General features: G+C 68.2%; 18 protein-coding genes. 6 read left to right on the top strand and 12 right to left on the bottom strand.

The window, feature by feature from the left end:
• Positions 1-81: 81 nt before the first annotated feature.
• From OEJ36_RS09945 to katB, 7 genes are all read right to left on the bottom strand, one after another.
• Positions 82-756, bottom strand: coding sequence for a nitroreductase family protein (locus OEJ36_RS09945; RefSeq protein ID WP_263401385.1), 675 nt, complete (start codon positions 754-756; stop codon positions 82-84).
• A 139-nt stretch (positions 757-895) separates the two neighbouring features.
• Positions 896-1,726 carry a hypothetical protein gene (locus OEJ36_RS09940; RefSeq protein ID WP_263401384.1) on the bottom strand — a complete coding sequence of 277 codons (831 nt, stop codon included), beginning with the start codon at positions 1,724-1,726 and terminating at the stop codon, positions 896-898.
• Positions 1,727-1,827: 101 nt separating this feature from the next.
• On the bottom strand, positions 1,828-3,321 hold the full coding sequence (locus tag OEJ36_RS09935; protein ID WP_263401383.1) for a flavin-containing monooxygenase: 1,494 nt from the start codon (positions 3,319-3,321) through the stop codon (positions 1,828-1,830).
• 180 nt (positions 3,322-3,501) lie between these two features.
• On the bottom strand, positions 3,502-3,801 hold the full coding sequence (locus OEJ36_RS09930) for a hypothetical protein (protein ID WP_263401382.1): 300 nt from the start codon (positions 3,799-3,801) through the stop codon (positions 3,502-3,504).
• A 64-nt stretch (positions 3,802-3,865) separates the two neighbouring features.
• Positions 3,866-5,962, bottom strand: coding sequence for a hypothetical protein (locus OEJ36_RS09925; protein ID WP_263401381.1), 2,097 nt, complete (start codon positions 5,960-5,962; stop codon positions 3,866-3,868).
• Between the two features lie 499 nt (positions 5,963-6,461).
• Positions 6,462-6,992: an ankyrin repeat domain-containing protein gene (locus tag OEJ36_RS09920; protein WP_263401380.1), complete on the bottom strand. Its 531-nt coding sequence runs from the start codon at positions 6,990-6,992 to the stop codon at positions 6,462-6,464.
• A 56-nt stretch (positions 6,993-7,048) separates the two neighbouring features.
• Complete coding sequence (gene katB, locus OEJ36_RS09915; RefSeq protein ID WP_411860989.1) at positions 7,049-8,512, bottom strand: catalase KatB; 1,464 nt, start codon at positions 8,510-8,512, stop codon at positions 7,049-7,051.
• 267 nt (positions 8,513-8,779) lie between these two features.
• On the opposite strand from katB, the gene OEJ36_RS09910 reads away from it, so the two are divergent.
• Positions 8,780-9,682: a hydrogen peroxide-inducible genes activator gene (locus OEJ36_RS09910; protein WP_263401378.1), complete on the top strand. Its 903-nt coding sequence runs from the start codon at positions 8,780-8,782 to the stop codon at positions 9,680-9,682.
• Positions 9,683-9,688: 6 nt separating this feature from the next.
• On the opposite strand, the gene OEJ36_RS09905 is transcribed toward OEJ36_RS09910, so the two are convergent.
• The 4 genes from OEJ36_RS09905 to pcaD all read right to left on the bottom strand — a co-directional run bounded on the left by OEJ36_RS09905 (position 9,689) and on the right by pcaD (position 12,329).
• Positions 9,689-10,153 (bottom strand): hypothetical protein, encoded by a 465-nt coding sequence (locus tag OEJ36_RS09905; RefSeq protein ID WP_263401377.1) that lies wholly within the window; start codon positions 10,151-10,153, stop codon positions 9,689-9,691.
• On the bottom strand, positions 10,146-10,535 hold the full coding sequence (locus OEJ36_RS09900) for a GFA family protein (RefSeq protein ID WP_263401376.1): 390 nt from the start codon (positions 10,533-10,535) through the stop codon (positions 10,146-10,148). The genes OEJ36_RS09905 and OEJ36_RS09900 overlap by 8 nt, the downstream gene beginning before the upstream one ends.
• Positions 10,536-10,767: 232 nt before the next feature.
• A complete protein-coding gene (locus OEJ36_RS09895; RefSeq protein WP_263401375.1) occupies positions 10,768-11,328 on the bottom strand; it encodes a YopT-type cysteine protease domain-containing protein in 561 nt (186 codons plus the stop codon).
• Between the two features lie 206 nt (positions 11,329-11,534).
• Positions 11,535-12,329: a 3-oxoadipate enol-lactonase gene (gene pcaD / locus OEJ36_RS09890; protein WP_263401374.1), complete on the bottom strand. Its 795-nt coding sequence runs from the start codon at positions 12,327-12,329 to the stop codon at positions 11,535-11,537.
• A gap of 125 nt (positions 12,330-12,454) precedes the next feature.
• Between pcaD and OEJ36_RS09885 the strand changes: the two genes are divergently transcribed.
• From OEJ36_RS09885 to OEJ36_RS09870, 4 genes are all read left to right on the top strand, one after another.
• Positions 12,455-13,354 (top strand): LysR family transcriptional regulator, encoded by a 900-nt coding sequence (locus OEJ36_RS09885; protein WP_263401373.1) that lies wholly within the window; start codon positions 12,455-12,457, stop codon positions 13,352-13,354.
• A gap of 151 nt (positions 13,355-13,505) precedes the next feature.
• Complete coding sequence (locus OEJ36_RS09880) at positions 13,506-14,510, top strand: TerC family protein (RefSeq protein ID WP_263401372.1); 1,005 nt, start codon at positions 13,506-13,508, stop codon at positions 14,508-14,510.
• Between the two features lie 91 nt (positions 14,511-14,601).
• Positions 14,602-15,516, top strand: coding sequence for a hypothetical protein (locus OEJ36_RS09875; protein ID WP_263401371.1), 915 nt, complete (start codon positions 14,602-14,604; stop codon positions 15,514-15,516).
• Positions 15,513-16,208, top strand: a complete 696-nt coding sequence (locus OEJ36_RS09870) for a hypothetical protein (protein ID WP_263401370.1) — start codon at positions 15,513-15,515, stop codon at positions 16,206-16,208. Before OEJ36_RS09875 ends, OEJ36_RS09870 begins: the two co-directional genes overlap by 4 nt.
• 18 nt (positions 16,209-16,226) lie before the next feature.
• Here the strand turns inward: OEJ36_RS09870 and OEJ36_RS09865 are convergent, their stop codons facing one another.
• Positions 16,227-18,290: a TerD family protein gene (locus OEJ36_RS09865; protein ID WP_263401369.1), complete on the bottom strand. Its 2,064-nt coding sequence runs from the start codon at positions 18,288-18,290 to the stop codon at positions 16,227-16,229.
• A 276-nt stretch (positions 18,291-18,566) separates the two neighbouring features.
• Between OEJ36_RS09865 and OEJ36_RS09860 the strand changes: the two genes are divergently transcribed.
• Positions 18,567-20,246 (top strand): hypothetical protein, encoded by a 1,680-nt coding sequence (locus OEJ36_RS09860; RefSeq protein WP_263401368.1) that lies wholly within the window; start codon positions 18,567-18,569, stop codon positions 20,244-20,246.
• Positions 20,247-20,270 lie beyond the last annotated feature (24 nt).

Genomic DNA, 20,270 nt, shown 5'->3' with positions numbered 1-20,270 from the left:
CCCCTGGAATCGGTGCGGCGGCGCGGTGAGTGCGTCAGCAGTGTAGCCAAGGCACGGCGGTTCGCCCGTTGCGGGCGGGGCTCAGTCGAAGCCCTTGAGCACCGCGAACTCGTCCACCGGGGCGCGCTCGGAGCGCAGCTGGTTGATCGGTGCGGAGCGGTCGGCGTGGCCCAGCGCCATGCCGCAGTAGAGCAGCTCGTGCTCGGGCAGCTCGAAGTGCGCGTGCAGGCTCTGGCGCACCATGCCCCAGGCTTCCTGCATGCAGGTAGCGAGGCCGCGTTCCTCGGCCACCAGCGCCAGGGACTGCATGAACATGCCCAGGTGCGCCCACTGGCCGTGGCCCATGGAGCGGTCGATGACGAAGAACAGCCCCACCGGCGCGCCGAAGAACTGGAAGTTGCGCGACATGGCGCGCAGGCGCGCGGCCTTGTCTTCACGGGGGATGCCGAGCTTGGCGTAGAGCGCCTCGCCGATGGCGTAGCGGCGGGTGCGGTAGGGCTCGGTCAGCCCTTCCGGGTAGATGGGGTGGTCGCCGGCTTCGCCCACGGGGTTCTTCATCAGGGTTTCCAGGGCGACGCGTTCCACTGCGGCCTTGGCGGTGCCGCTCACGGCGATGACCTTCCAGGGTTGCAGGTTGCCGCCGGAGGGCGACCAGCGCGCGGTGTCCAGCAACTCGCGCAGGGTGGCGGCATCGACGGGCTCGGCGGTGAAGGCGCGGACGGAGATGCGTTGCTTGAGGGCTTCGGCTACTGACATGACGGCGTTCCTCGGCGGGTGGTGGCGCGGCCTGGATAGCGCGCGGGCCGGCCGAACTTAGCGAAAAGCCCGTCCTTGACGCCACAGGCAGAACTGCCAAGAACCATCACCCGGACGCCAGCCCGGGTGATGGGGCCGGTTACTGCGCGGTGTTGGCCGGCTGTTCCCAGAAGCGCGGGAAGGTTTCGTGGGGGTACTGCTTGCCGTCGTACTTGAGGGTCTTGCGCTCGGTGCGCAAATCCTTCTCGCCCTCGGCCGAGTCACCGCTGACCTTGGCGACGAGGATCAGGTCGGCGAAGCCATTGCTGCGGGTCTTGGCGATGTCGAGGGTGACCTTGGCGCTTTCGGTCATGAAGTCCGGGTCGTTGACGCAGACGGTGCCCTTGATGGTGGTCCATTCGCTGAGGTAGGCCCTGAGCACCGGGCGCAGGGCCTTGCCGTCCGGGGCGAACAGGGTCAGCTCTTCGTCCGAGCCGCCGTCGGGGCAGCTGGCGCCGCGGGCGGTGCTGTCGAACACCAGGCCAAAGGCGCGCACGCCCGGCGCCAGGTGGTAGCGGGCGGTGTCCAGCCACAGGCTGCCGGCGCTCACCTCGGTGACGGCGTCTTCGTCCAGGGTCGAGTCGTAGCGCTCCAGGAATGCGCCGCTCTTGCCGTCCACCTTGGCCACCAGCAGGGCCAGGCTGCGTTCGCCGGCGGAGATGCCTTCATCGCCCGGGCGGACGTAGGCGAGGGCGACCACCGCCTTGGCCTTGTCGTCCGGCCAGGGTTTGCAGGCGGCGGCCACCAATGGGCCTTCGTTGTAGGTGTCGGGCATCGCCCAGTCGTGCTGGCCCAGTTGCTTGGCCAGCGCGTCGATCAGCGGTGCGGGGCAGGGTTGCGGATCGCGGGCCTGGGCCTGGCCAGCGAGGCAGGCGCAGGCGAGCAGGGCAAGGCGGGGAGCCCAGGAGGCGAGGCGGCGGTAACGCTCCATGTCGACGGTTCCGTGTGGGGGAAAGGCCGACATTCTAGCCGCCGCTGCGGGGGGCGGAGTGGCTGACCGGTTCGCATTTTCGCCGATTGGCCGTTGCCGGCCTAGCCAGCGTTGGCGGCCAGGGGCGCGCCGACCGGGTCGCGGGCGGGCTCGAACTCCAGGGCCGGGTCGGCGACGGGCTGGCGCAGCAGCATCTCGCGGTCGCGCTCGTAGTGGTTGAGCACCCGCCAGGGCAGGTGGCGGCCCTGGCGCGGCAGCAGGTCCCCGCCGCGCTGCACGTAGCCCGACTGCAGGGCGCCCATGACGCTGCCCGGCTCCATCTCGCCCTCCGGCGCGCGGGGTGTGCACACCTCCAGCTCGTGCTTGCCCATGTGGTTGAACAGGCGGCACAGGTAGCTGGAGGCGATGTCGGCCTTGAGCGTCCAGGGCGCGTTGGTGTAGCCGAAGATCGAACCCATGTTGGGGATGCCCTGAGCCAGCACGCCCTTGTAGGTGAGGCGGTCGGACAGGCTCTTGCGCTGGCCGTCCACCACCAGGTCGATGCCGCCCAGGGCCCGCAGTTGCAGGCCGGTGGCGCTGATGATGATGTCCGCCGGCAGCTCGGCGCCGGATTCCAGGGCGATGCCTTGCTCGGTGAACGTGGCGATGCGGTCGGTGACCACCGAGGCACGGCCCTGGCGCAGGGCGGCGAACAGGTCGCCATCGGGCACCGCGCAGAGGCGCTCGTCCCAGGGCATGTAGCTGGGGGTGAAGTGGCGCATGTCGACCTTGCCGCCAAGCTGCCTCTTCACGCTGCCCAGCAGCCAGGCGCGGACCTTCTCCGGCCAGCGCCGCGCGGCCTTGTAGATGACCCGCTGCAGCCAGATGTTGCGCGTGCGCGCCATGGCGTAGACCCAGCGCTCGGGCAGCACGCGGCGCAGGGCGGCGGAGACCACGTCCTTGCCGGGCACGCTGATGATGTAGCTGGGCGAGCGTTGCAGCATGGTGACGTGGCCGGCGCGTTCGGCCATGGCCGGCACCAGGGTCACGGCGGTGGCGCCGCTGCCGATGACCACCACGCGCTTGCCGCTGTAGTCGAGGTCGTCCGGCCAGTGCTGCGGGTGGATCAGGCGGCCCTGGAAGCGCTGCATGCCGGGGAAGTCGGGCTGGTAGCCCTGGTCGTAGTCGTAGTAGCCGACGCAGGAGACCAGGAAGCGCCCGGTGAACACCCGCTGCGCGCCGCTGGCCTCGTCACGGGTCTTGACCGTCCACAGGCGCTCGTGGCTGGACCAGGAGGCCTCGGTGCAGGCCTGGCCGAAGCGGATCCTGCTGTCGACGCCATATTCGCGGGCGGTGTCTTCGATGTACTGGCGGATGGTGTCGCCGTCGGCCAGGGTCTTGAGCTGGTCCCAGGGGCGGAAGGCGAAGCCGAAGCTGAACATGTCGGCGTCCGAGCGGATGCCGGGGTAGCGGAACAGGTCCCAGGTGCCGCCCACCGCCTGGCGCCGCTCGATGATGGCGAAGTCCATCTGCGGCGCCTCGCGCACCAGGTGGCAGCCCATGCCGATGCCCGAGAGCCCGGCGCCGATGATCAGCACGTCGTGATGGTCGTTCAAGGTCGGCCTTCCTTCTTGTTCTTGTGTTGTGCAAGTCATAGCAGGCTTTGCCGCCGCTGCTCGCCGGCCCTTTGGCGGGTTATCGGGCACGCGGGGGGGTGTCCGGGTGTAGGGCGGGTGAAACCCGCGGGTAAAGTGATGCCGGGATGTCGGGTTTCACTCGACCTACGGGTGCGCCGCTCAATGCTCGCGTCGGTAGCTGAAGCGGCAGCCGCTGGGGTCGGTGAAGGTGAGGCCGTCGGCGTCGAGGCTGTAGCCGTAGCTCACCAGCGCGTCGTTGGCGGTGGAGAGGGTGACGCGGCCGGGGCTTTCGATCTGCCAGGTGCCGCTGTCCCACCAGGTGAAGCCGCCGGGGGCGTCGGGGGTGCCGCTGTACAGGCCGTTGGCGTCGAAGCGCAGGCTGCTGGCGTACTTGGCGGCGCAGGGTGGGGACTGGCTCTTGCGCCATTGCCCCAGCAGTTGGTTTTCCAGGTTGCTCATCGCGTGCTCCGGTGGTTGCCGGTGCGGGGTGCCTGGGTGGCACCTCGCACCGGTCCTGTCGCCCCTACTTGGCGCCGGCCGCCAGGTTGGTGGGCCTGGCTCGGGCCTTCGGCGCCTTGCCGAGGTCCTTGAGCACACCACCGGCATCGCTGATGAGGGTGGTCAGCTTGCTGCGTTCGGCGTCGCTCATCACCGTATCGTAGTCAAGCAATGCGCTGGCGTTCTTCGGATCGGCCTTGCGTTTGTGGAAACGCTTGGCCAGCCGCTTGGCCGCGATGGCGGCGAAGTGCGGCTTGAGCACCGGCGAATCCAGCGCCGCCTGGATGGCGTCCAGGCCCTCGGTGAGGTGGTCGCCGCCGATGGCCAGCACCAGGTGCGCGTCGGGCGTCGAGAGCACCCGATGGGCGGCTTCGGCGTGGCGTGCCTCGACCGCCGCGGTGACCATCACCGTGGCGCTGCCGGCGGCATGGGCGACCATGCCGTCGATCTCCCAGTGCACTTCCACCTTCACCTCGTGCACGCCGGGGACGCCGAACAGCGCGCCTTCGGCGCCGCGCATCAGGGTCATGGATTCGCTGATGCGCTCACCCGGCTGCAGCAGGGCGTAGGGCTGGTCCTCGACGCAGTGCACCAGGGTGCGGTAGCTGCGCGGGGTGCCGGCGGGGTCGGTGACGCTGCCGCTGACGAAGTCGCTCTTCAGGCTCAGGTTGGCCGGTACCCGCACCGGCTGGTCGCCCCGGTTGACCAGGGCGATGCCGACTCGCACCGGCGCGCCCAGGGGCACTTCGCCGAGCAGCGGGGTGACGTCCAGGTCCAGGCCCAGCACCTCGGCTTCGAGGTCCGTCGGGGTGATGCTCGGCATCGCCGTGGAGGCGCTGCCGAAGGCCACCGAACCGGGGCGCACGAAGGGGTCGGGGTAATGGCGCAGTTGCTTGAGGTTGTCCGGGTGGAAGGACCACTGGATGTTGCTGGGGAAGGGCGTGGCCGGGGTGCCGGCGGCGGCGATCACGTCGCTGGTGCACATGAAGCCGAAGTCCGCCGAGTTGTGGTACAGGCCCATGGCGTGGCCGATCTCGTGCACGGCGGTGCGGAAGTAGGGTGCCGCCGCGGTGCCGAAGCGCTTGCCACTGACCGTTCCCCAGCCGGCTGCGATGGTCCAGTGGGAAGCGATGCCGATGCCCTCGCGGGGCACGTTGTTGGAGTCGGTGCCGCCGTTGTCGTACATGATCCCGCGCGGGGTGGAGTCGATGTTCTTCACCGCCAGCACGTGGTAGCGCCACTCGGTGTCGAGGTTGACCACCGCCCGCCGCGCCAGCATCGCCGCGTGCATCTCGGCGTCGGACCAGGAGTTGCCGCTGGCCTCGGCGACGTTGGTGTCGCTGAGGTTCACCGCCACCTGCCAGCCCACGGCGTCCATCACCGTTTGCCAGGTATGCCCGAGGCCGCTGTTGGTCGGCTGCTCGGAGCCGGAGACGGTGTCGATCTCCACGGTGCAGCGGCGGTAGTAGCTCGACAGCCAGCCCATGGTCATGCGCCCGATCACCGCGTTGGCGGCGTTCTTCACATCACCCTCGGCGTAGTCGGAGGGCGAGGGATAGCCCGCCGGCCCTGCCATGCGCACCATCTGCGTGGTCAGCTTGGAGTCCAGCGCCCAGCTGTTGGGGGCGGTGAAGCGCCACAGCTCGAAGCCGAGGTTGAAGCTGTTGCCCAGGTAGAAGTTCTCCGGCAGCGAGGTGACGCGGATGTAGTAGCGGTAGCGCGAGCGCGACAGGATCGGGATGCCCGAGGCGGGGTTGGGCCCGGCCAGGAGGATGGGCTTCAGGCTGGTTTCCGGGCGGCTGCCGAGCAGCGGAATCGGCGAGGCGATGGGCAGCGGCAGGAAGATGGTCGGGCGCTGGTAGAGGTCGCCGCTGGCGGTGCGGCCGGCGCTGTGGGATTCCACGCGCAGGGTGCCGTCATAGGACACCAGTGGCGCACCAGTGGGCTTGTAGTTGAGCAGCCAGCAACCGGGGCGGATGCTGCGCAGCGGCGGCACGATGATCGGGCCGGGCACTTGCCTGGGCAGTTCGGCGATGGGGGGGAGGGCACTGGCCGTTCGGGCGTCTTCCTGCTCGGGCGGCAATACATCAGGCATGGGTGGGGTTTTGTCGAGGCTGGACATCGTTGAACACTCCTATTCAACAAGGGGCGCACCCTGCCCGTACTCCGAACCACGCGAGCCATTGCATGACGCCGGTACGACACCCCTGGAAGGTTCCTTTTTTAGGGTCGTGTCATGCGTACCACGTGCGCATGGCCCGGTGAGTATGCGACTGCGCCAGGCCCTGCATAGCGCCGCCCATCGCCCGCAGGCCGTGCGGAGCGACCGGTTGTCGGAGCGCCCGGAAGCCCTGTAAGGGCGCCGCTACAGAGCCCCGCGCAACCGAACTTTTCGTGCTTGTCGATATGCCGGAAAGGCGTGTGTGGGGAGGGGTGAGGGGGTGAGGGGGTGCAGTCAGGTACATCGGGAATTGGTGGGCTGAAGCCCACCCTACGCCCACCCGTGCTCACCCGTGCCCATCCGTGCTCACCCTCGGGTGGCGGCTGAGGGGGACTCTGTAGGGGCGAATTCATTCGCCCAGCGGCACGCAGCGCTGCCGCCTCTGTGATCACCAACCCCCTCAACGGGTACGGATCTCCCCCCGCGCGAGGCTGTCGGCATCGTTGCCGAGGGCGTCCTTCAATCCCATGTCGGCGCCCTGCTCGCGCAGCTGATCCAGCAGCTGGGTGCGCTGGAACAGCGCGGCGTACATGGCGGCGGTCTGCCCGGCGGCGTTGCGCTGGTCGGTGGGGCAGGCGGCGTTCATCAGGTGGCGGGCGATGCCCAGCTCGGCTTTGAAGATGGCGCCCATCAGGGCGGTGTTGCCGCGGCCGTCCTGCAGGCAGGGATCGGCGCCGGCGGCGAGCAGGGCGTCCACCGCCTCGGCGTGGCCGTGGTAGGCGGTGAGGATCAGGGCGCTGTAGCCCTGGGCGTCCTGGGTGTCGAGGTCGTAGCCGGCGTTGATGAAGGCCTGGAGGACGTCCAGGCGGCCTTCGCGCGCGGCGTCGAAATAGCGTTGGGCCAGTTCGGCCTGGATGGCGGCCGGGTCGGGTGACGGCTCGGCCTGGGCCAGGCCGGCCCAGAGCAGCAGGGCGAGGAGTGCGTGTTTCATCTCGGGCCTCCGGAAGCCGGCCCGCGTGTGCGGGCCGGCGCTTGGCGGTTGGCAGGTCAGTCGGTGAGCTTGGCGGCCAGGGCCTTCACCTTGGCCAGGTCGCCACCGGCCACCTTGGCGACACGGGTGCCGTAGTCGCTGTCGGCCTTGTACAGGTAGGCGAGCATCAGGTGCTTGCTCTCGCTGTCGGTACCGGCGAGGGACTGGCCGAAGCTGTTGACCAGGTCCTGCTGGTCCTTCTTGCCGTAGGAGCGGTACAGGTCACCGGCCTGCTTGAAGTTCTGCTCGCGCTGGATGCCGCGCTGCTGAGTGCTGCCCTGCAGGGGCGTCTCGACGTAGCGGGCGCTGGCGGTGGCTTCGCGGGGCTGCAGTCGGCTCGGCTCGTAGTTCACGCCGCTGCTGGTGTGGCCGACGTTCATGCTGCCGTCCTGGTTGCCGTTGTTCACCGCACCACGGGGCTTGTTCACCGGCAGCGACAGGCCGTTGGTGCCCACGCGGTAGAGCTGGGTGTCGGCGTAGGCGAACACGCGGCCCTGCAGCAGGCGGTCTTCTGAGGGCTCGATGCCCGGCACCAGGTTGGAGGGCGCGAGGGCGACCTGTTCGGTTTCCTGGAAGAAGTTGTCGACGTTACGGTTCAGCACCATCTGGCCGATCTTGCGCTCGGGCACGTCGGGCCAGACCTTGGTGGCGTCCAGCGGGTCGAACTCGAAGCGCGCCAGGTCCTTGGGCTCGAGCACCTGGATGTACAGGTCCCATTTCGGGTAGTCACCCTTGGCGATGGCGTTCACCAGGTCGGTGGTCATGTGGCTGTAGTCCTTGCCCTGGACGGCCTCGACTTCCTTCGGGTCGAGGTTGCGGATGCCCTGCAGGGTCTTCCAGTGGAACTTCACGTAGTGCGTCTCGCCCTTGGCGTTGACCAGCTTGTAGGCGTGCACGCCGTTGCCGTCCATGAAGCGGTAGCCGGCCGGGGTGCCTTCGTTGGAGTAGAGCAGGGTGAGGGTGCGGATGGACTCCGGCACATGGGAGAAGAAGTCGAAGCGGCGCGAGTCGTCGTCCAGGTTGGTGCGCGGGTCCGGCTTGAAGGCGTGGACCATGTCCGGGAACTTGATGGCGTCGCGGATGAAGAAGGTGGGGAAGTTGTTGCCCACCAGGTCCCAGTTGCCGTCGGCGGTGTAGAACTTGGTGGCGAAGCCGCGCGGGTCACGCAGGGTTTCCGGGGAGTGGTTGCCGTGCACCACCGAGGAGAAGCGCACGAACACCGGGGTGCGCTCGCCGTTGCGGAAGACCTTGGCGATGGTCAGGTCGGCGATGTCCGCCGAGGCGACGAACTCGCCGTGGGCGCCGGTGCCCCGGGCATGCACCACCCGTTCGGGGATGCGTTCGCGGTCGAAGCGCTGCAGTTTCTGGATCAACTGCACGTCCTGCAGTAGCACGGAACCATTCGGCCCGGCTGTCTGAGAGTTCTGGTTGTCGCCTACGGGGGCGCCGTTGTCGCGGGTCAGCGGTGCACCCACGGCCATGGAAAGATTGAACAGGCATGCCGCCGCCAGCAGGCCGGGGGCGGTGCGTTGGAATCTGGACATTTGCGTCTCCTGATGTCTCTGGTTCGGGTGTTGCGGCCTGAACCATAGGGAGCGCGGGAGGGGGCGGATAATAGGATTTGGTCAGCCTGGCGATTAGGAAATATTAAAAGTCCTACGCGCGCCCCCTGCTTAGAGTTCTCGGGTACAAGCCCCACCCCGATTTCACCAGGAGGCCGCGCAAGCGGCTCGCACGCAGGACCACCCATGACCCTTACCGAATTGCGCTACGCCGTTGCCCTGGCGCAGGAACAGCATTTCGGCCGCGCCGCCGAGCGTTGCCACGTCAGCCAACCGACCCTTTCCGTGGGCATGAAGCGCCTGGAGGACTACCTCGGCGTGCTGCTCTTTGAACGCAGCAAGGGCGCCGTCTACCTCACCCCCATCGGCGAAAGCATCATCGAGCAGGCGCAGAAGGTGCTGGCCGAGGCCAACGCCGTGCTGGAAATGGCCCATGCCGGGCGCAACCAGCTGTCCTCGCCGCTGCGGGTCGGCGCCATCTACACCATCGGGCCCTACCTGCTCCCACACCTGATCCCCCAGTTGCACACCGTGGCCCCTCAGATGCCGCTGTACATCGAGGAGAACTTCACCCACGTGCTGCGCGAGCGGCTGCGGGAAGGCGAGCTGGACGCCATCATCATCGCCTTGCCGTTCTCCGAACCCGACGTGCTGACCAAGGTGCTCTACGACGAGGCCCTCTGCGTGCTGCTACCCGCCGACCACCCGCTGGCGGCCGAGCAGCGTCTCTCGGCCGAGGCGCTGGAGGATGCCGAACTGCTGATCCTGGGGGAGGGCCACTGCTTCCGCGAGCGGGTGCTGGAGGTGTGCCCGGCCACCCAGCGTGCCCGCGTGGAATCCAGCTCCCTGGAAACCATCCGCCACATGGTCGCCTCCGGGCTCGGTGTCTCGGTGCTGCCCCACTCGGCGGTGAGCGGCCACCACTACTCGCCGGGCTCCGTGGCCATCCGCCCCTTCAGCGCGCCGGTGCCGTTCCGCCAGGTGGCCATCGCCTGGCGCGCCAGCTTCCCCAGGCCGCGCGCCATCGACGTGCTGGCTGACTCGGTGCGCCTGTGCTCGGTATCCCGTGGGCCGAATGGAGAGGCTTGAGAGGCGCTAGGACCGCCATTTCTCCAGGGCCGCGCGGCAGTCCTCCACCAGCGCCGGCATGTCGGCCTCGATTTCCTGCCAACCCAGCAGCGCCAGGGCCTCCTGCGCCGCGGTGCGCAGCGGCGCCCATTCCGGGTGTTCGAAGTTGTTGCCTTCCAGGTTGACGTAGGCGCCGTGGCTCAGGGTCATGCAGGCGGCCAGCAGTGCCTGCAGCTGCCCATGTGCCCGGGGCTGGAGCCGTGGCGGGAAGCCTTCGACGAAGGCCACGAGGTGATCGAGGTAGGAGGACCAGAGATCGCAGTCGGCGCAGCAGCCGATGTTCGCCAGCTGCCAATCGGCGTCTCCAGCGAGGAACTGCAGCGCCGGGCCCAGTTCACCGAGGAGGATCAGCCGGCGGTATTCCTCCTCGCCGTACCAGAACCAGATCAGCGAGGCGAGGCTCCCCGGGGTCGCGGCACTGGCTTCAGCCATGCCGCGCACCCGCGTGCCACCAGGCGGGGCGCCCATCCTCGAAGGATTCATAGGTGGGCATCAGCGCGGGGGAATCCTTGTGGTCGAGGCAGCCCACCAGCAGGGCGATGGTCGGCTCGTCGTCGATGGCGCCCAGGGAGCTGCCGCAGTGGGCGCAGAAGGCCCGGCTGGAATAGTCGGAGGAGCGGTAGGTCGCCGGGGCACCGGCGGGGCCGGTCCAGCGCAGCCGTTCGCGCGGCACTTCCACCCAGGCCACCGTCAGCGCACCGCTGTGCCGCTGGCAGAACTCACACGAGCAGGTGTGCGGGTTTTCGAGCGGGCCCTGCACCTCGAAGCGCACCTGGCCGCACAGGCAACCGCCCTGATGGATATCCGTGGTCATCGCCGCCTCTCTGGGAATCGCTGGAATGGTAGCGAAATCTAGGCTCTGTACGAAAAGTGCCTGCGCTCGGTGATGCTTCGTTAAAAACGGGTTCGGAATGCTCATTTACAGCTCGTAAACTCCGCTTCCTCACCCGTTTTTGCCTCGCCTGACCGTCGCTCGACGACTTTTCGTGCAGACCCTAGCACGGGGAGGGCGGCCGGCGCGCACGCCGCAAGCGCATTTCATGGGGTCAGAGCGTCATGACCTTGTATTGCCACAACTCGCGCCCGCCCTTGTGGTACTCGCTCTTGTAGACGGCCCAGAAGTCATGCCACCAGGAGCGGATCGACGGCTGTGATTCATCGACGATCAGCCATTCGCCCAGGTTGGGATCCATGAACAGGAGCTGGTCCTTCTTGATGCTGCTGAAGGCGAACGCGTGCCCGCCGTCCGTCGAGTCCACCACATAGATGTACGCACCGGGGACGGTGAGCACATGGTCGATCACATCCTGCCGGGTGCGCAGCCCCGTGAATTTCTTGAAGGGGCCGCCGCCCTCCCGTTTGGTGACCGTCAGGCCGAAGTCTTCCATGCTTTTTTCGCTTTTGTTGTTGCGCGTCTGGTGGGTCTTCAGCAGCTCCTTGATGGTGTCCCTGCCGATGATGTCGTAGATGGTTTCACTCGGCACCAGCGTGCCCTCCAGCGCAGCCTTGACCCAGCGGCGACAGGCTTCGAGGCAGACGCCTTGGGCATCGTTTTCGGTGATTTTGAGGGCGGAGGATTGGCTGACTTTTGTGCGCTCGATAGACATGACACGTCCTTGTTCATGGGGTGGGTCGTTCGTTGCGCGTTCGAGGGTCCTTTCGAATGCGGGACATGGATACCTGCTGGCTGAAGGGGGCAACGGCGGAGGCGTTTGAGGTTAGCCAGCGTCGGGGGGCTGTCAAACGCGGGGCGTTGCGCCCGTGAGGCCATGTTGCGGTTGTCATGCCGATCGTTAGTCGTGCTGCCGCCGCTTCAACCCTCCAGGAAGCCAATCACCGCCCGTGCGAAGGCTTCCGGGTATTCGATGTTCGACAGGTGCACGGCGGGCAGGACCAGCAGATGTGCACCGGGGATGGCGGCGGCGATCTGCTCGCCATGGCTGGCGGCGGTGACGGTGTCGTAACGGCCGGCGATCACCAGGGTCGGGGCCTGGATGCGGGGGAGGTCCGGGCGCAGGTCGGCGTCGCGCACGGCGGCGAAGGCGCCGGCCAGGCCTTGGGGCGCGGTGGCCAGGAGCATGGCGCGGAAGCGTTCCACCACCGGCGCATGGGCATCGAGCAGGTGCGCGGGGAACCAGTTGTGCAGGAAGGTTTCGGCCGTCTCGGTCAGGTCCTCGGCGTGCAGCACCGAGGCGATGCGTTCGTCCCATTGTTCCTTCGGGCCGAGCCAGGGCGAAGTGTTGGCGAGGATCAGCCGGCCGATGCGCTGCGGCGCGTGGATGCCCAGCCACTGGCCGATGAAGCCGCCGAGGGAGAGGCCGAGGAAATGCGCGCGTTGTACGTCCAGGGCGTCGAGCAGTTCCAGCACGTCGCGGCCCATGCGTTCCAGCGCGTAGTCGCCCTCGGGCACCGAGGATTCGCCGTGGCCCCGGGTGTCGAAGCGCAGCACGCGGAAGTGGCGGGACAGCGCCGCGATGTCGTCGTCCCACATGTGCAGCGTGGTGCCGATGGAGTTGGAGAGCACCAGCAGGGGCAGTTCGGCGGCGCCGTCGAGGCGGTAGGCGATGCGCGCGCCGTCGCGGGTGGTGAGGTGGGCGAGGGTGGTCATCTGTGTCGCTCCGTTGGGTGGCCGGGCATCGGGCCCGGGATGGCGGAAGCCATGGAGCGATCCTAGTTGCGGCGATTCCGATAAAAAATTACAAAGATCGAAAACTCTCTGTCAGTAAAACGGACATGAACGACTTCACCCTGCACGACCTGCAGTGCTTCGACGCCGTGGTGCGTGCCGGCGGCTTCCAGGCGGCGGCTGGCGCGCTGCATCGCTCCCATCCCGCCGTGTTCGCCGCCGTGGCCCGGCTGGAGCGCCAACTGGGCCTGAGCCTGTTCGACCGCGGTGGCTACCGTGTGGTGCTCACCGACGCCGGGCGCTCGTTCCATGGCCGGGCCCAGGCGCTGTTGCGCGAGCTGGATGGCCTGCGCAACCACGCCGAGCAGCTGGCCATGGGCGAGGAGAGCGAGCTGCACGTGGTGATCGGCGACCTGTGCCCGCGTCCGCCGCTGCTGGGGTTGCTGGCGCGCTTCTTCGCCGGTTGCCCGGCGACCCGGCTGAGCCTGCATTTCGAGACGGTTTCCGGCCCGCTGGAGCGGCTGCTGGACGACGAGGCGGACCTGATCCTGCATCGGGTCGACAAGGCCGATCCGCGTATCGAGTGGATCGACCTGGGCAAGGTGCCCTTCGTCCCGGTGGTGGCGCCCGGCCTGTTGCCGTCGCCCTTGCCACGGGCGATACGCCCGGAACGGTTGCGTGGCTTCACCCAGTGCGTGATGCGTGACAGCGCGCGGCATTCGCCGCCCAGCGACCACTTCGTGGTGGAGGGCGCGCCCCAGTGCACGGTGGCGGACCAGGCGATGAAGAAGGAGGTGATTCTCCAGGGCCTCGGCTGGGGGCACCTGCCGCGTTTTCTGATCGAGGAGGAGCTGCGCAGCGGCGCGTTGCTGTCCATCGTCGGGCGCTACCTGCCCGGGCGCACCGAGGAGCTGGTGGCGGCCCGGCGCCAGGACCGCCCCCACGGCCCGGTGGCCAGCCGCCTGTGGGCGCACCTGTGCGAGCAGGCGCCGGGGCTGCTGCGGTGAGGCGCAGGAAACACTTTGCAAAAGCCCGCTCGTTGAGCGCCTGCCCCGGGATTCTGTAATTTATCCGCCGTGAAGCCGGGCCCCTCTGGCGGTTAATACCGCGATGTCGGAATCACAGTCTGTACAACTTCGACTGTAAGGAGGGGCTCCAATGACCGCCCTAGATACGTTCCTGTTTTCCGACTTCCTCGGCACCGCCACCTGGCTGTGGCTGGTCTTCTTCGCCGTGGTGTTCTCCCTGCTGGCCTTCGACCTGGGCGTGCTGCATCGCGATAACCGCGAGATCGGCGTCAAGGAAAGCCTGCTGCTCTCCGCCGGCTACATCACCGCCGGCCTGCTGTTCGGCCTCTGGGTGTTCTTCCAGAAGGGCGGCGACGCCAGCATGGATTACCTCACCGGCTTCCTCATCGAAAAATCGCTGTCGATGGACAACGTGTTCCTCATGGCGATGATCTTCAGCTTCCTGGCCATTCCCCGGGAGTACCAGCACAAGGTGCTGTTCTGGGGAATCATGGGGGTGATCGTGCTGCGTGCCGTGATGATCGGCCTGGGCGCGGCGCTGATCCACGAGTTCAGCTGGATCCTCTACGTGTTCGGCGTGTTCCTGGCCATCACCGGCGTGAAGATGCTGTTCTCCAAGGTGGATGACCACCCGGACCTGGAGAACAACGCGCTGGTGAAGTTCCTGCGCCGGCGCATGCGCGTGACCGATAGCCTGCACGGGCAGCGTTTCTTCGTGCGCCAGGCGGATGCCACCGGCAAGACCGTGCTCTGGGCCACGCCGCTGTTCCTGGCCCTGGTGATGATCGAGTGCGCCGACCTGGTGTTCGCCATCGACAGCGTGCCGGCGATCTTCGCCATCACCCAGGATCCCTTCATCGTCTACACCTCGAACATCTTCGCCATCCTCGGCCTGCGTGCCCTGTACTTCGCCCTGGCGGCGCTGATCCATCGCTTCGCCTACCTGAAGTACGCCCTGGCCCTGGTGCTGGTGTTCATCGGCACGAAGATCTTCCTGGTGGGCATCATCGGCAAGATCCCGGCGGTGATCTCCCTCAGCGTGACCCTGGGCCTGCTGGTCGGCGGCGTGCTGCTGTCGCTGTACAAGACCCGTGGCGAGGCGCCGCAGCCCATCGAGGAAAACCGCGCGAGCTGATGGCGCGGCGTCACACCCGCCCCCTCGCGCACTGACGCGCCGAGGGGGCTTTTTGTTAGGCTGCGCTCCTTTTTTTCGCAAGGAGCACTGCGTGGCCCTTTCAGCATGGAAGCAACTGCCCCCTTGGGCGGCCCTGTTCCTCGCCACCACGGCGAGCGCCCATACGCTGCCCAGCACGGTGTACCGGGGCACGGCGGGGGATATGCAGCTGGAGGTCATCCTCCAGTTCGACAGCGCCTGGGACGGCATGGCCGGGTTCGTCGAAACCTCGGCGGCGGCCGATCACCTGACCCTGGAAAAGACCCCCTATGACGCCAGCGAACCGCTGCTGATCAACCTGCGCGACGGCACGCCATTGCCGCCGGTGGCGATCGAGCTGCAGCCCTTCGCCCTCGAACAGCCGGTGCTGCAAGGGCGCTGGATCGACCTGCGTACCCGCGAGGAGCGCGTGCTGCAATTGGAGCGCAAGCAGGTGTTCCGCGAAGGCTCCAGGGCGGTCTACGAGGCCGACCTGTTGCAGCAGGGCACCAGCCAGGGCATGAGCTTCCGCGTGCATGCACGCAAGGCGGCCAACGAAGAGGTGCCGGTCTTCGACCGCATCACCGTCACCGACAAGGCGAGCGGCGCGACGCGGCAGGTGATCGAGGGCCTGGATGCCTACTTCTTCGGCACCGACACGCTGCAACTGGCCTACTTGGACGATGACGATTTCGTCGACTTCTCCTTCGTGCCCAAGCGCATCCGCGAGAGCGACAAGGCCCTGACCAGCGGCACGGTGCAGTACTACCTGTACGACTCGGCATCCGGCCGCTACGCACTGCACGCGGGCCTCACCGAGATGGCCGGCAGCGGCTCGCTGTACCCCGACGCCCACCAGCGCGGGCGCTTCGAATACCGCCCCGAAGGCGGCGAACGCTTCCGGCCCGGCACCTTCCAGGCGGGCTTTTACCGCCTGGACGCGGGGCAACGGGTGGTGGCTGAAGCGGCCGGGGAGGCTGCCCAATGAGCCGCCTGTTCCGTTCCTGGTTGCGCCTGGCGCTGCTCGTGGTCCTGTGTGGGCCCGGCCTGGCCGGTGCCGTGGATGTCTACCAGGGTACCCTCGGCAAGCAGGCGGTCACCCTGGTGACGTTCCAGCAGAACCGCGTCATCCGCGGCGTGTATTTCTATGACCGCTACCGCACGCCGATCCGCCTCAAGCCGGTGTTCAGCAACAACGAGCCCAACAACGGCATCGGCATGGACGAACTGGACGCCGGCGGGCTGCCGTCTGCGCGCATCCTTGTGTTCTTCTCGGGCTACTACAAGCGCGATGCCACCCTCAATGGCACCTGGACCGACTACCGCACCGGCAAGCGCCTGCCCATCCACATGAAGCACGTGGCCATGCTGCGCTCCGACGAAGCCTGGCCGGGGGCGACCACGGCGGTGTTGCAGGCGGCCTCCACCGAACGCTTCTACTTCCAGGTGCCGCTGGCCAAGGACGGTGGCCCGGCATCGGCCATCGAGGTGTATGCGAAGAAGACCGGCAAGCGCGTGCAGACCCTGAGCCTGCCGGGTTGCCGCAGCGAGGATGTGGAAACCGTGCAGCTGGCGGTGGAGCAGGGCGCCACCCAGTTGCGGGTGGGCAAGCGCTACCGCTGCGCGGGCGTGGCCTTCGCCTGGAACGAGGGCACGGGGCAGTTCGAATCGTTGCGTTGACGCGGCCCCGCGCCGGGCTCAGAGGAACTCGGCGCGGATGCGGTCGGTGTCGAACGGGGTGATGCCCTCGCGCAGGCCGAACAGCGTATCGGCCTGCTCGGGCGTGTCCACCCGGCTGCCGCGCGCCTCGGCATGCAGCGCGAACAGGGTGTGCAGGTCCGGGGCGGCGAGGCTGGTCATGGCGCGCAGCATCAGCGAGATGCCGCTGAGGTTGTTGGCGACATTGTTCCAGCGCGGGTAGCCGCCCAGGCCGATATCCGTCCAGAGGATGCAGCGCTGCTCCAGGTCGATGATGAAGGGCAGGCAGGTCTGCTGGTTGGCGGAGAGGTCGAGGCGGTCTTCCACGGTGCGCGCCTCGAAGGCTTCGCCGGAGTCCACGTCGCTGCGGGCCATCCAGCCGGCGAAGCATTCCGGCAGGTCGCAATAGGGCTGGTTGGTGTAGCTGTTGACGCAGGGCACCACGAAGCGCAGGCCCTTGTCGCGCAGCAGCTGCAGGTCGAGGTCGATGAACTCGGCAGCGCCTTGCGGGGCGTCGACGATGTCGCCGCTGTGGTGGCCGCCGTAGCCGCGCAGGTTGTAGTAGGCCACCAGGTCGCGGTAGACGAAGTCGCCATCGAAGAAGGCGGTCGACAGGTCGATGTCGGTGCGGCTGTGGCCGTTGGTCCACCAGAGGAACAGGCGGATGTAGCGCGACTCGGGCAGCGGCATACGGCTGCCGCGTACCAGGGTGCGCAGCGAGCGCGAGGCCGAACGCTGGGCCAGGGGCACCACCCGGTCGGCCAGCTCCGGCGCCAGGTAGCAACGGCCCAGCGGCGGGCGGCTGGCGAAGCGGGCCACCAGGGTGGCGCGGATCAGGGCGATGGCGTCGGCCAGGTGCTCGGGGGCGATGGGCGCGCGCCGATCCGGGAGCGTCCAGGCACGGGCGGCATCGCCCTTGGGGAAGAAGGTGCGCAGGGGCGCGTGCCCGCGATGCTCGAACTGCGCCAGGGCCTGCAGCAGCACCGGTGTGGCGACCTGCTGGGCGACCTCGGCGAACTGCTTGAGCACCGCATCCGGCTGCGGGCTGGTGCGCAGCAGGTGGTCCAGGCGCCGGGCCATCTCACCGGGGCGGGTGGCCAGGCGCTGGCTGGCGGCCTCGACCCGGCCGGTTTCCAGGTCCCGCTCCACCTGGCCATTGAAGCCGCTGAACGGCAGGCCCTCGCGCAGCACCTGGAAGGCCTGCCAGGTGCGCGGGCATTGGCTGCGGTAGTCGCCGGGGTGCAGGCCTTCGCCGAGGCGCTTCCAGCGTTCGGGCCAGCGGCGCATGTCTTCGGTGGGGCCGCCGCAGGCTTCCAGCAGCGCCAGCAGCCGGCGTCGTTCGCGACGCTTGAAGCCCTTGAAGCGGCAGGGCTCGGCCAGGGAGACATCGCCATCGCAGAGCGCCACGGCCAGGCGCAACACATCGGTGGCGGTGCCGATGCGTTGGTAGACGAAGCGCTCGGCGCGCTCGCCGGGGACGAAGCGCAGCAGCCAGGCGGCGATCAGCGCGAGGTTTTCCTTGAAGGGGATTTCTTCCGGCAGCAGGTCCAGCACCTTGTCGCGGTACTGGCGCACGAACCACTGCAGGTCGGCCTTGTCGTCCGCCGATAGCGAGGTGCGCGAGGCGGCCAGGCGGGTGCAGAGGCGCTCGAATTCTTCCTGGGTGCCGAGGTCGATCTCCAGCGGCTGGCGGTGGTGCAGCAGGGGCGCCGGCAGGCTCGGGTCCTGCATGCGCAGGCGTTGCAGGGTCAGGTAGTGGAGGACGGCGCGCTGGTACAGCTGCGCCTCGTCCAGGGCCAGGCTGCCGGCCGGGAAATCGGGGAACAGCGGGCGGTGTTCACGGTGTGCGCCGGTCATCGGGGCCAGGTGGCGGCGCAGGTCGCGCAGCTCCCGGGCGAGCTGCTCCGGCGAGAGGGTCAGCAGGCGCTCGACGAGGGCCTCGGAGAGCACGAAACCGAGCTGCTCGGTTTCCTTTTGCACCATGGCCACCTGGGCCAGGCTGGCGCCGCCTTCACCGGGGCTGACCGCGAACTTGCGGCAGCGGCGCAGGAAGATTCCGTTCACATCTGCTCCTGAAATGAAAAGCCCACCGTGAGGTGGGCGGGTGGGAAGCGGGCACCCTAGTTTCAGAGGTAGAAGGAAGGACGCCCATAGCCACGGCGTGGAGGATATTGCAGGTGGCGGGAAAAATGAATCGCCGTCTGCAGGCGAACGCTCGACGCTTTCGCATCGTGGCGATTTCTTCTGTGCCACGGCTGGTGAGCACCCGTGCTTCACGCCATGATTGGCCCCTTTGTGCGGGCCATGGATCGGCCGGGCCCGCTGTACCGGGAACGTGTGATGCACATGGAATCGGAACGGCCTTCCGCCGCCTGGCTCTACCTGGGTGGCGAGGGCATCGAGCCCCGTTGCCTGGCGACGGATGCGTACGTGTCGCCGCTCTGGTGCCTGCTGCTGGCGGGTGCCGAGGTGGTGCCGGCGATCACGCCGGCGCAGGTGGAGGTGCAGACGCCCGGCAATGGTCTGCGTCTGTCGCTGGAAACGGCGCAGGACAACTGGGCGCAGTTCGACGCCTATATCCGCCGTCATCCCCAGCACCATCGCGTGCCCGCCATCGGGCTCTGCCTGGACGCGGTGGCGGCCTTCCTGCAGCGTGCCGCTGAAGCCAGCGATGGGCCTTTGCAGACGTTGTGGCTGCAGGGCGACCTGGATGCAGTTTCCGGCCCCTTCGATGCCAACACCGCTTCGCGCATCGGCTTCTGGAAGTGGAACGCCGACACGCGCCTGCAGGCGTTGCAGGGGGGCACGGTCGACCTGCATGACGTCACCCTGGTGCTGGATTACGAGAACCTCGACGAGTGGGTGCGGGCCTTTGGCCTGGATACGCTGGACCACCCCTGGTTCCGGGCACTGGCCCATCTCGAGGATTTCGCCGGGTTGCAGGTGCCCTTTGCCGAGCTGGAGGCGCCTGCCGAAGCCGAGCCACTGCCGAGCGGGCCCGATGAGCACGACATTGCGCTCGACCCCGGCCCTGAACACGAGCCGGAACACGAGCTGGAACTGGACGAGCCGGCGCCGCCGCCCGTTTCCCCTGGGGAATGGGCGCGCCGTTACCAGGCGGGCGACCCCGCTGCGGCACTGGCGTTGTCCCGTCTGGCCGATGACCCGGCCCAGGCCATGGAGTGGGCGCGGCGCGCCTGTGGCCTGGAGGGGGCCGCCGAGCCCACGGCGGCGGCCTGGTTGCAGCTGGCGCAGCTGGCTTTCGAGAGGGCCGGCAGCACGGACGAGCTGCTGCAGGCGCGTGGCTGGGTGGAGCGGGCGCAGGCGCTGGATCATCAGCTGGACGAGGTCTATGCGCTGTTGTTGCTGCAGGCGCGCCTATGGCTGGATGCCGACGCCGGGCCGGTGGACGGTGCACAGGCTTTCGCCGCGCTGGAGCGGCTGCTGCTCCTGAGCGGGCGCAACCAGGCGGTGCATACCGAGGGGCTGCACCTGCTGGGCATTTGCCGCCGCGATGGGTTGGGCTGCCCGACGGACCCGGAGGCGGCGCGGGTGTCGTGGCGCTCCGCCGCGTCGGATGGCCATGGCCCGGCGACTCAGGCGCTGGTGGAGTTGCTGGCCGCGCAGGCCGACGCCGAGGAGGATGCCGAAACGGCGGAGCGCTTGTGGCTGGAGGCGCTGAACCACGCCGAGGTCTACCTGGAATGCTTCGCCGAGGAGGGCGACCCGCGGGTGCTGGCGTTCATGCACGGTTTCTGCGGCGAGCTGGCGCTGCGCACCGACCCCATCGACTGGGAGGCGGCGGAGCTGCACCTGGTGCGCGCGGCCGAGGCGGGGAACGTCGATGCCATGGGGCTGCTGGCGATCGACGTCTACCGCAACCGGCAAAGCCCGTTGCGCGACCTCAAGCGCGCGCTGCACTGGGCCTGGCGTTACGGCGTTGCCACGGGGGTGCTGAAGTCGGCCGACGCTGGTTGGCAGCGCTGGGTGTTCGCGCTGTTCTGGTTGCTGCGGGGGTAGGCGAGGTGCATCGCCCGAGCCACG

Source organism: Pseudomonas sp. PDM13 (assembly GCF_025685765.1).
In the GTDB taxonomy this organism is placed as follows: Bacteria; Pseudomonadota; Gammaproteobacteria; order Pseudomonadales; family Pseudomonadaceae; genus Metapseudomonas; species Metapseudomonas solani.
Note: the sequence above shows the minus strand (reverse complement) of the source record. Positions and strands in the feature narration are given on the sequence as shown.

Bases quoted from the DNA above. Each gene is read 5' to 3' on its own strand.
- katB (WP_411860989.1), bottom strand. From the start codon at position 8,512: ATGGCCGTGGGTGCACCGCTGACCCGCGACAACGGCGCCCCCGTAGGC.
- OEJ36_RS09900 (WP_263401376.1), bottom strand. From the start codon at position 10,535: ATGACCACGGATATCCATCAGGGCGGTTGCCTGTGCGGCCAGGTGCGC.
- OEJ36_RS09910 (WP_263401378.1), top strand. From the start codon at position 8,780: ATGACCCTTACCGAATTGCGCTACGCCGTTGCCCTGGCGCAGGAACAG.
- OEJ36_RS09885 (WP_263401373.1), top strand. From the start codon at position 12,455: ATGAACGACTTCACCCTGCACGACCTGCAGTGCTTCGACGCCGTGGTG.
- OEJ36_RS09895 (WP_263401375.1), bottom strand. From the start codon at position 11,328: ATGTCTATCGAGCGCACAAAAGTCAGCCAATCCTCCGCCCTCAAAATC.
- OEJ36_RS09860 (WP_263401368.1), top strand. From the start codon at position 18,567: ATGCACATGGAATCGGAACGGCCTTCCGCCGCCTGGCTCTACCTGGGT.
- OEJ36_RS09940 (WP_263401384.1), bottom strand. From the start codon at position 1,726: ATGGAGCGTTACCGCCGCCTCGCCTCCTGGGCTCCCCGCCTTGCCCTG.
- OEJ36_RS09930 (WP_263401382.1), bottom strand. From the start codon at position 3,801: ATGAGCAACCTGGAAAACCAACTGCTGGGGCAATGGCGCAAGAGCCAG.
- OEJ36_RS09945 (WP_263401385.1), bottom strand. From the start codon at position 756: ATGTCAGTAGCCGAAGCCCTCAAGCAACGCATCTCCGTCCGCGCCTTC.
- OEJ36_RS09880 (WP_263401372.1), top strand. From the start codon at position 13,506: ATGACCGCCCTAGATACGTTCCTGTTTTCCGACTTCCTCGGCACCGCC.
- OEJ36_RS09925 (WP_263401381.1), bottom strand. From the start codon at position 5,962: ATGTCCAGCCTCGACAAAACCCCACCCATGCCTGATGTATTGCCGCCC.
- pcaD (WP_263401374.1), bottom strand. From the start codon at position 12,329: ATGACCACCCTCGCCCACCTCACCACCCGCGACGGCGCGCGCATCGCC.
- OEJ36_RS09905 (WP_263401377.1), bottom strand. From the start codon at position 10,153: ATGGCTGAAGCCAGTGCCGCGACCCCGGGGAGCCTCGCCTCGCTGATC.
- OEJ36_RS09870 (WP_263401370.1), top strand. From the start codon at position 15,513: ATGAGCCGCCTGTTCCGTTCCTGGTTGCGCCTGGCGCTGCTCGTGGTC.
- OEJ36_RS09920 (WP_263401380.1), bottom strand. From the start codon at position 6,992: ATGAAACACGCACTCCTCGCCCTGCTGCTCTGGGCCGGCCTGGCCCAG.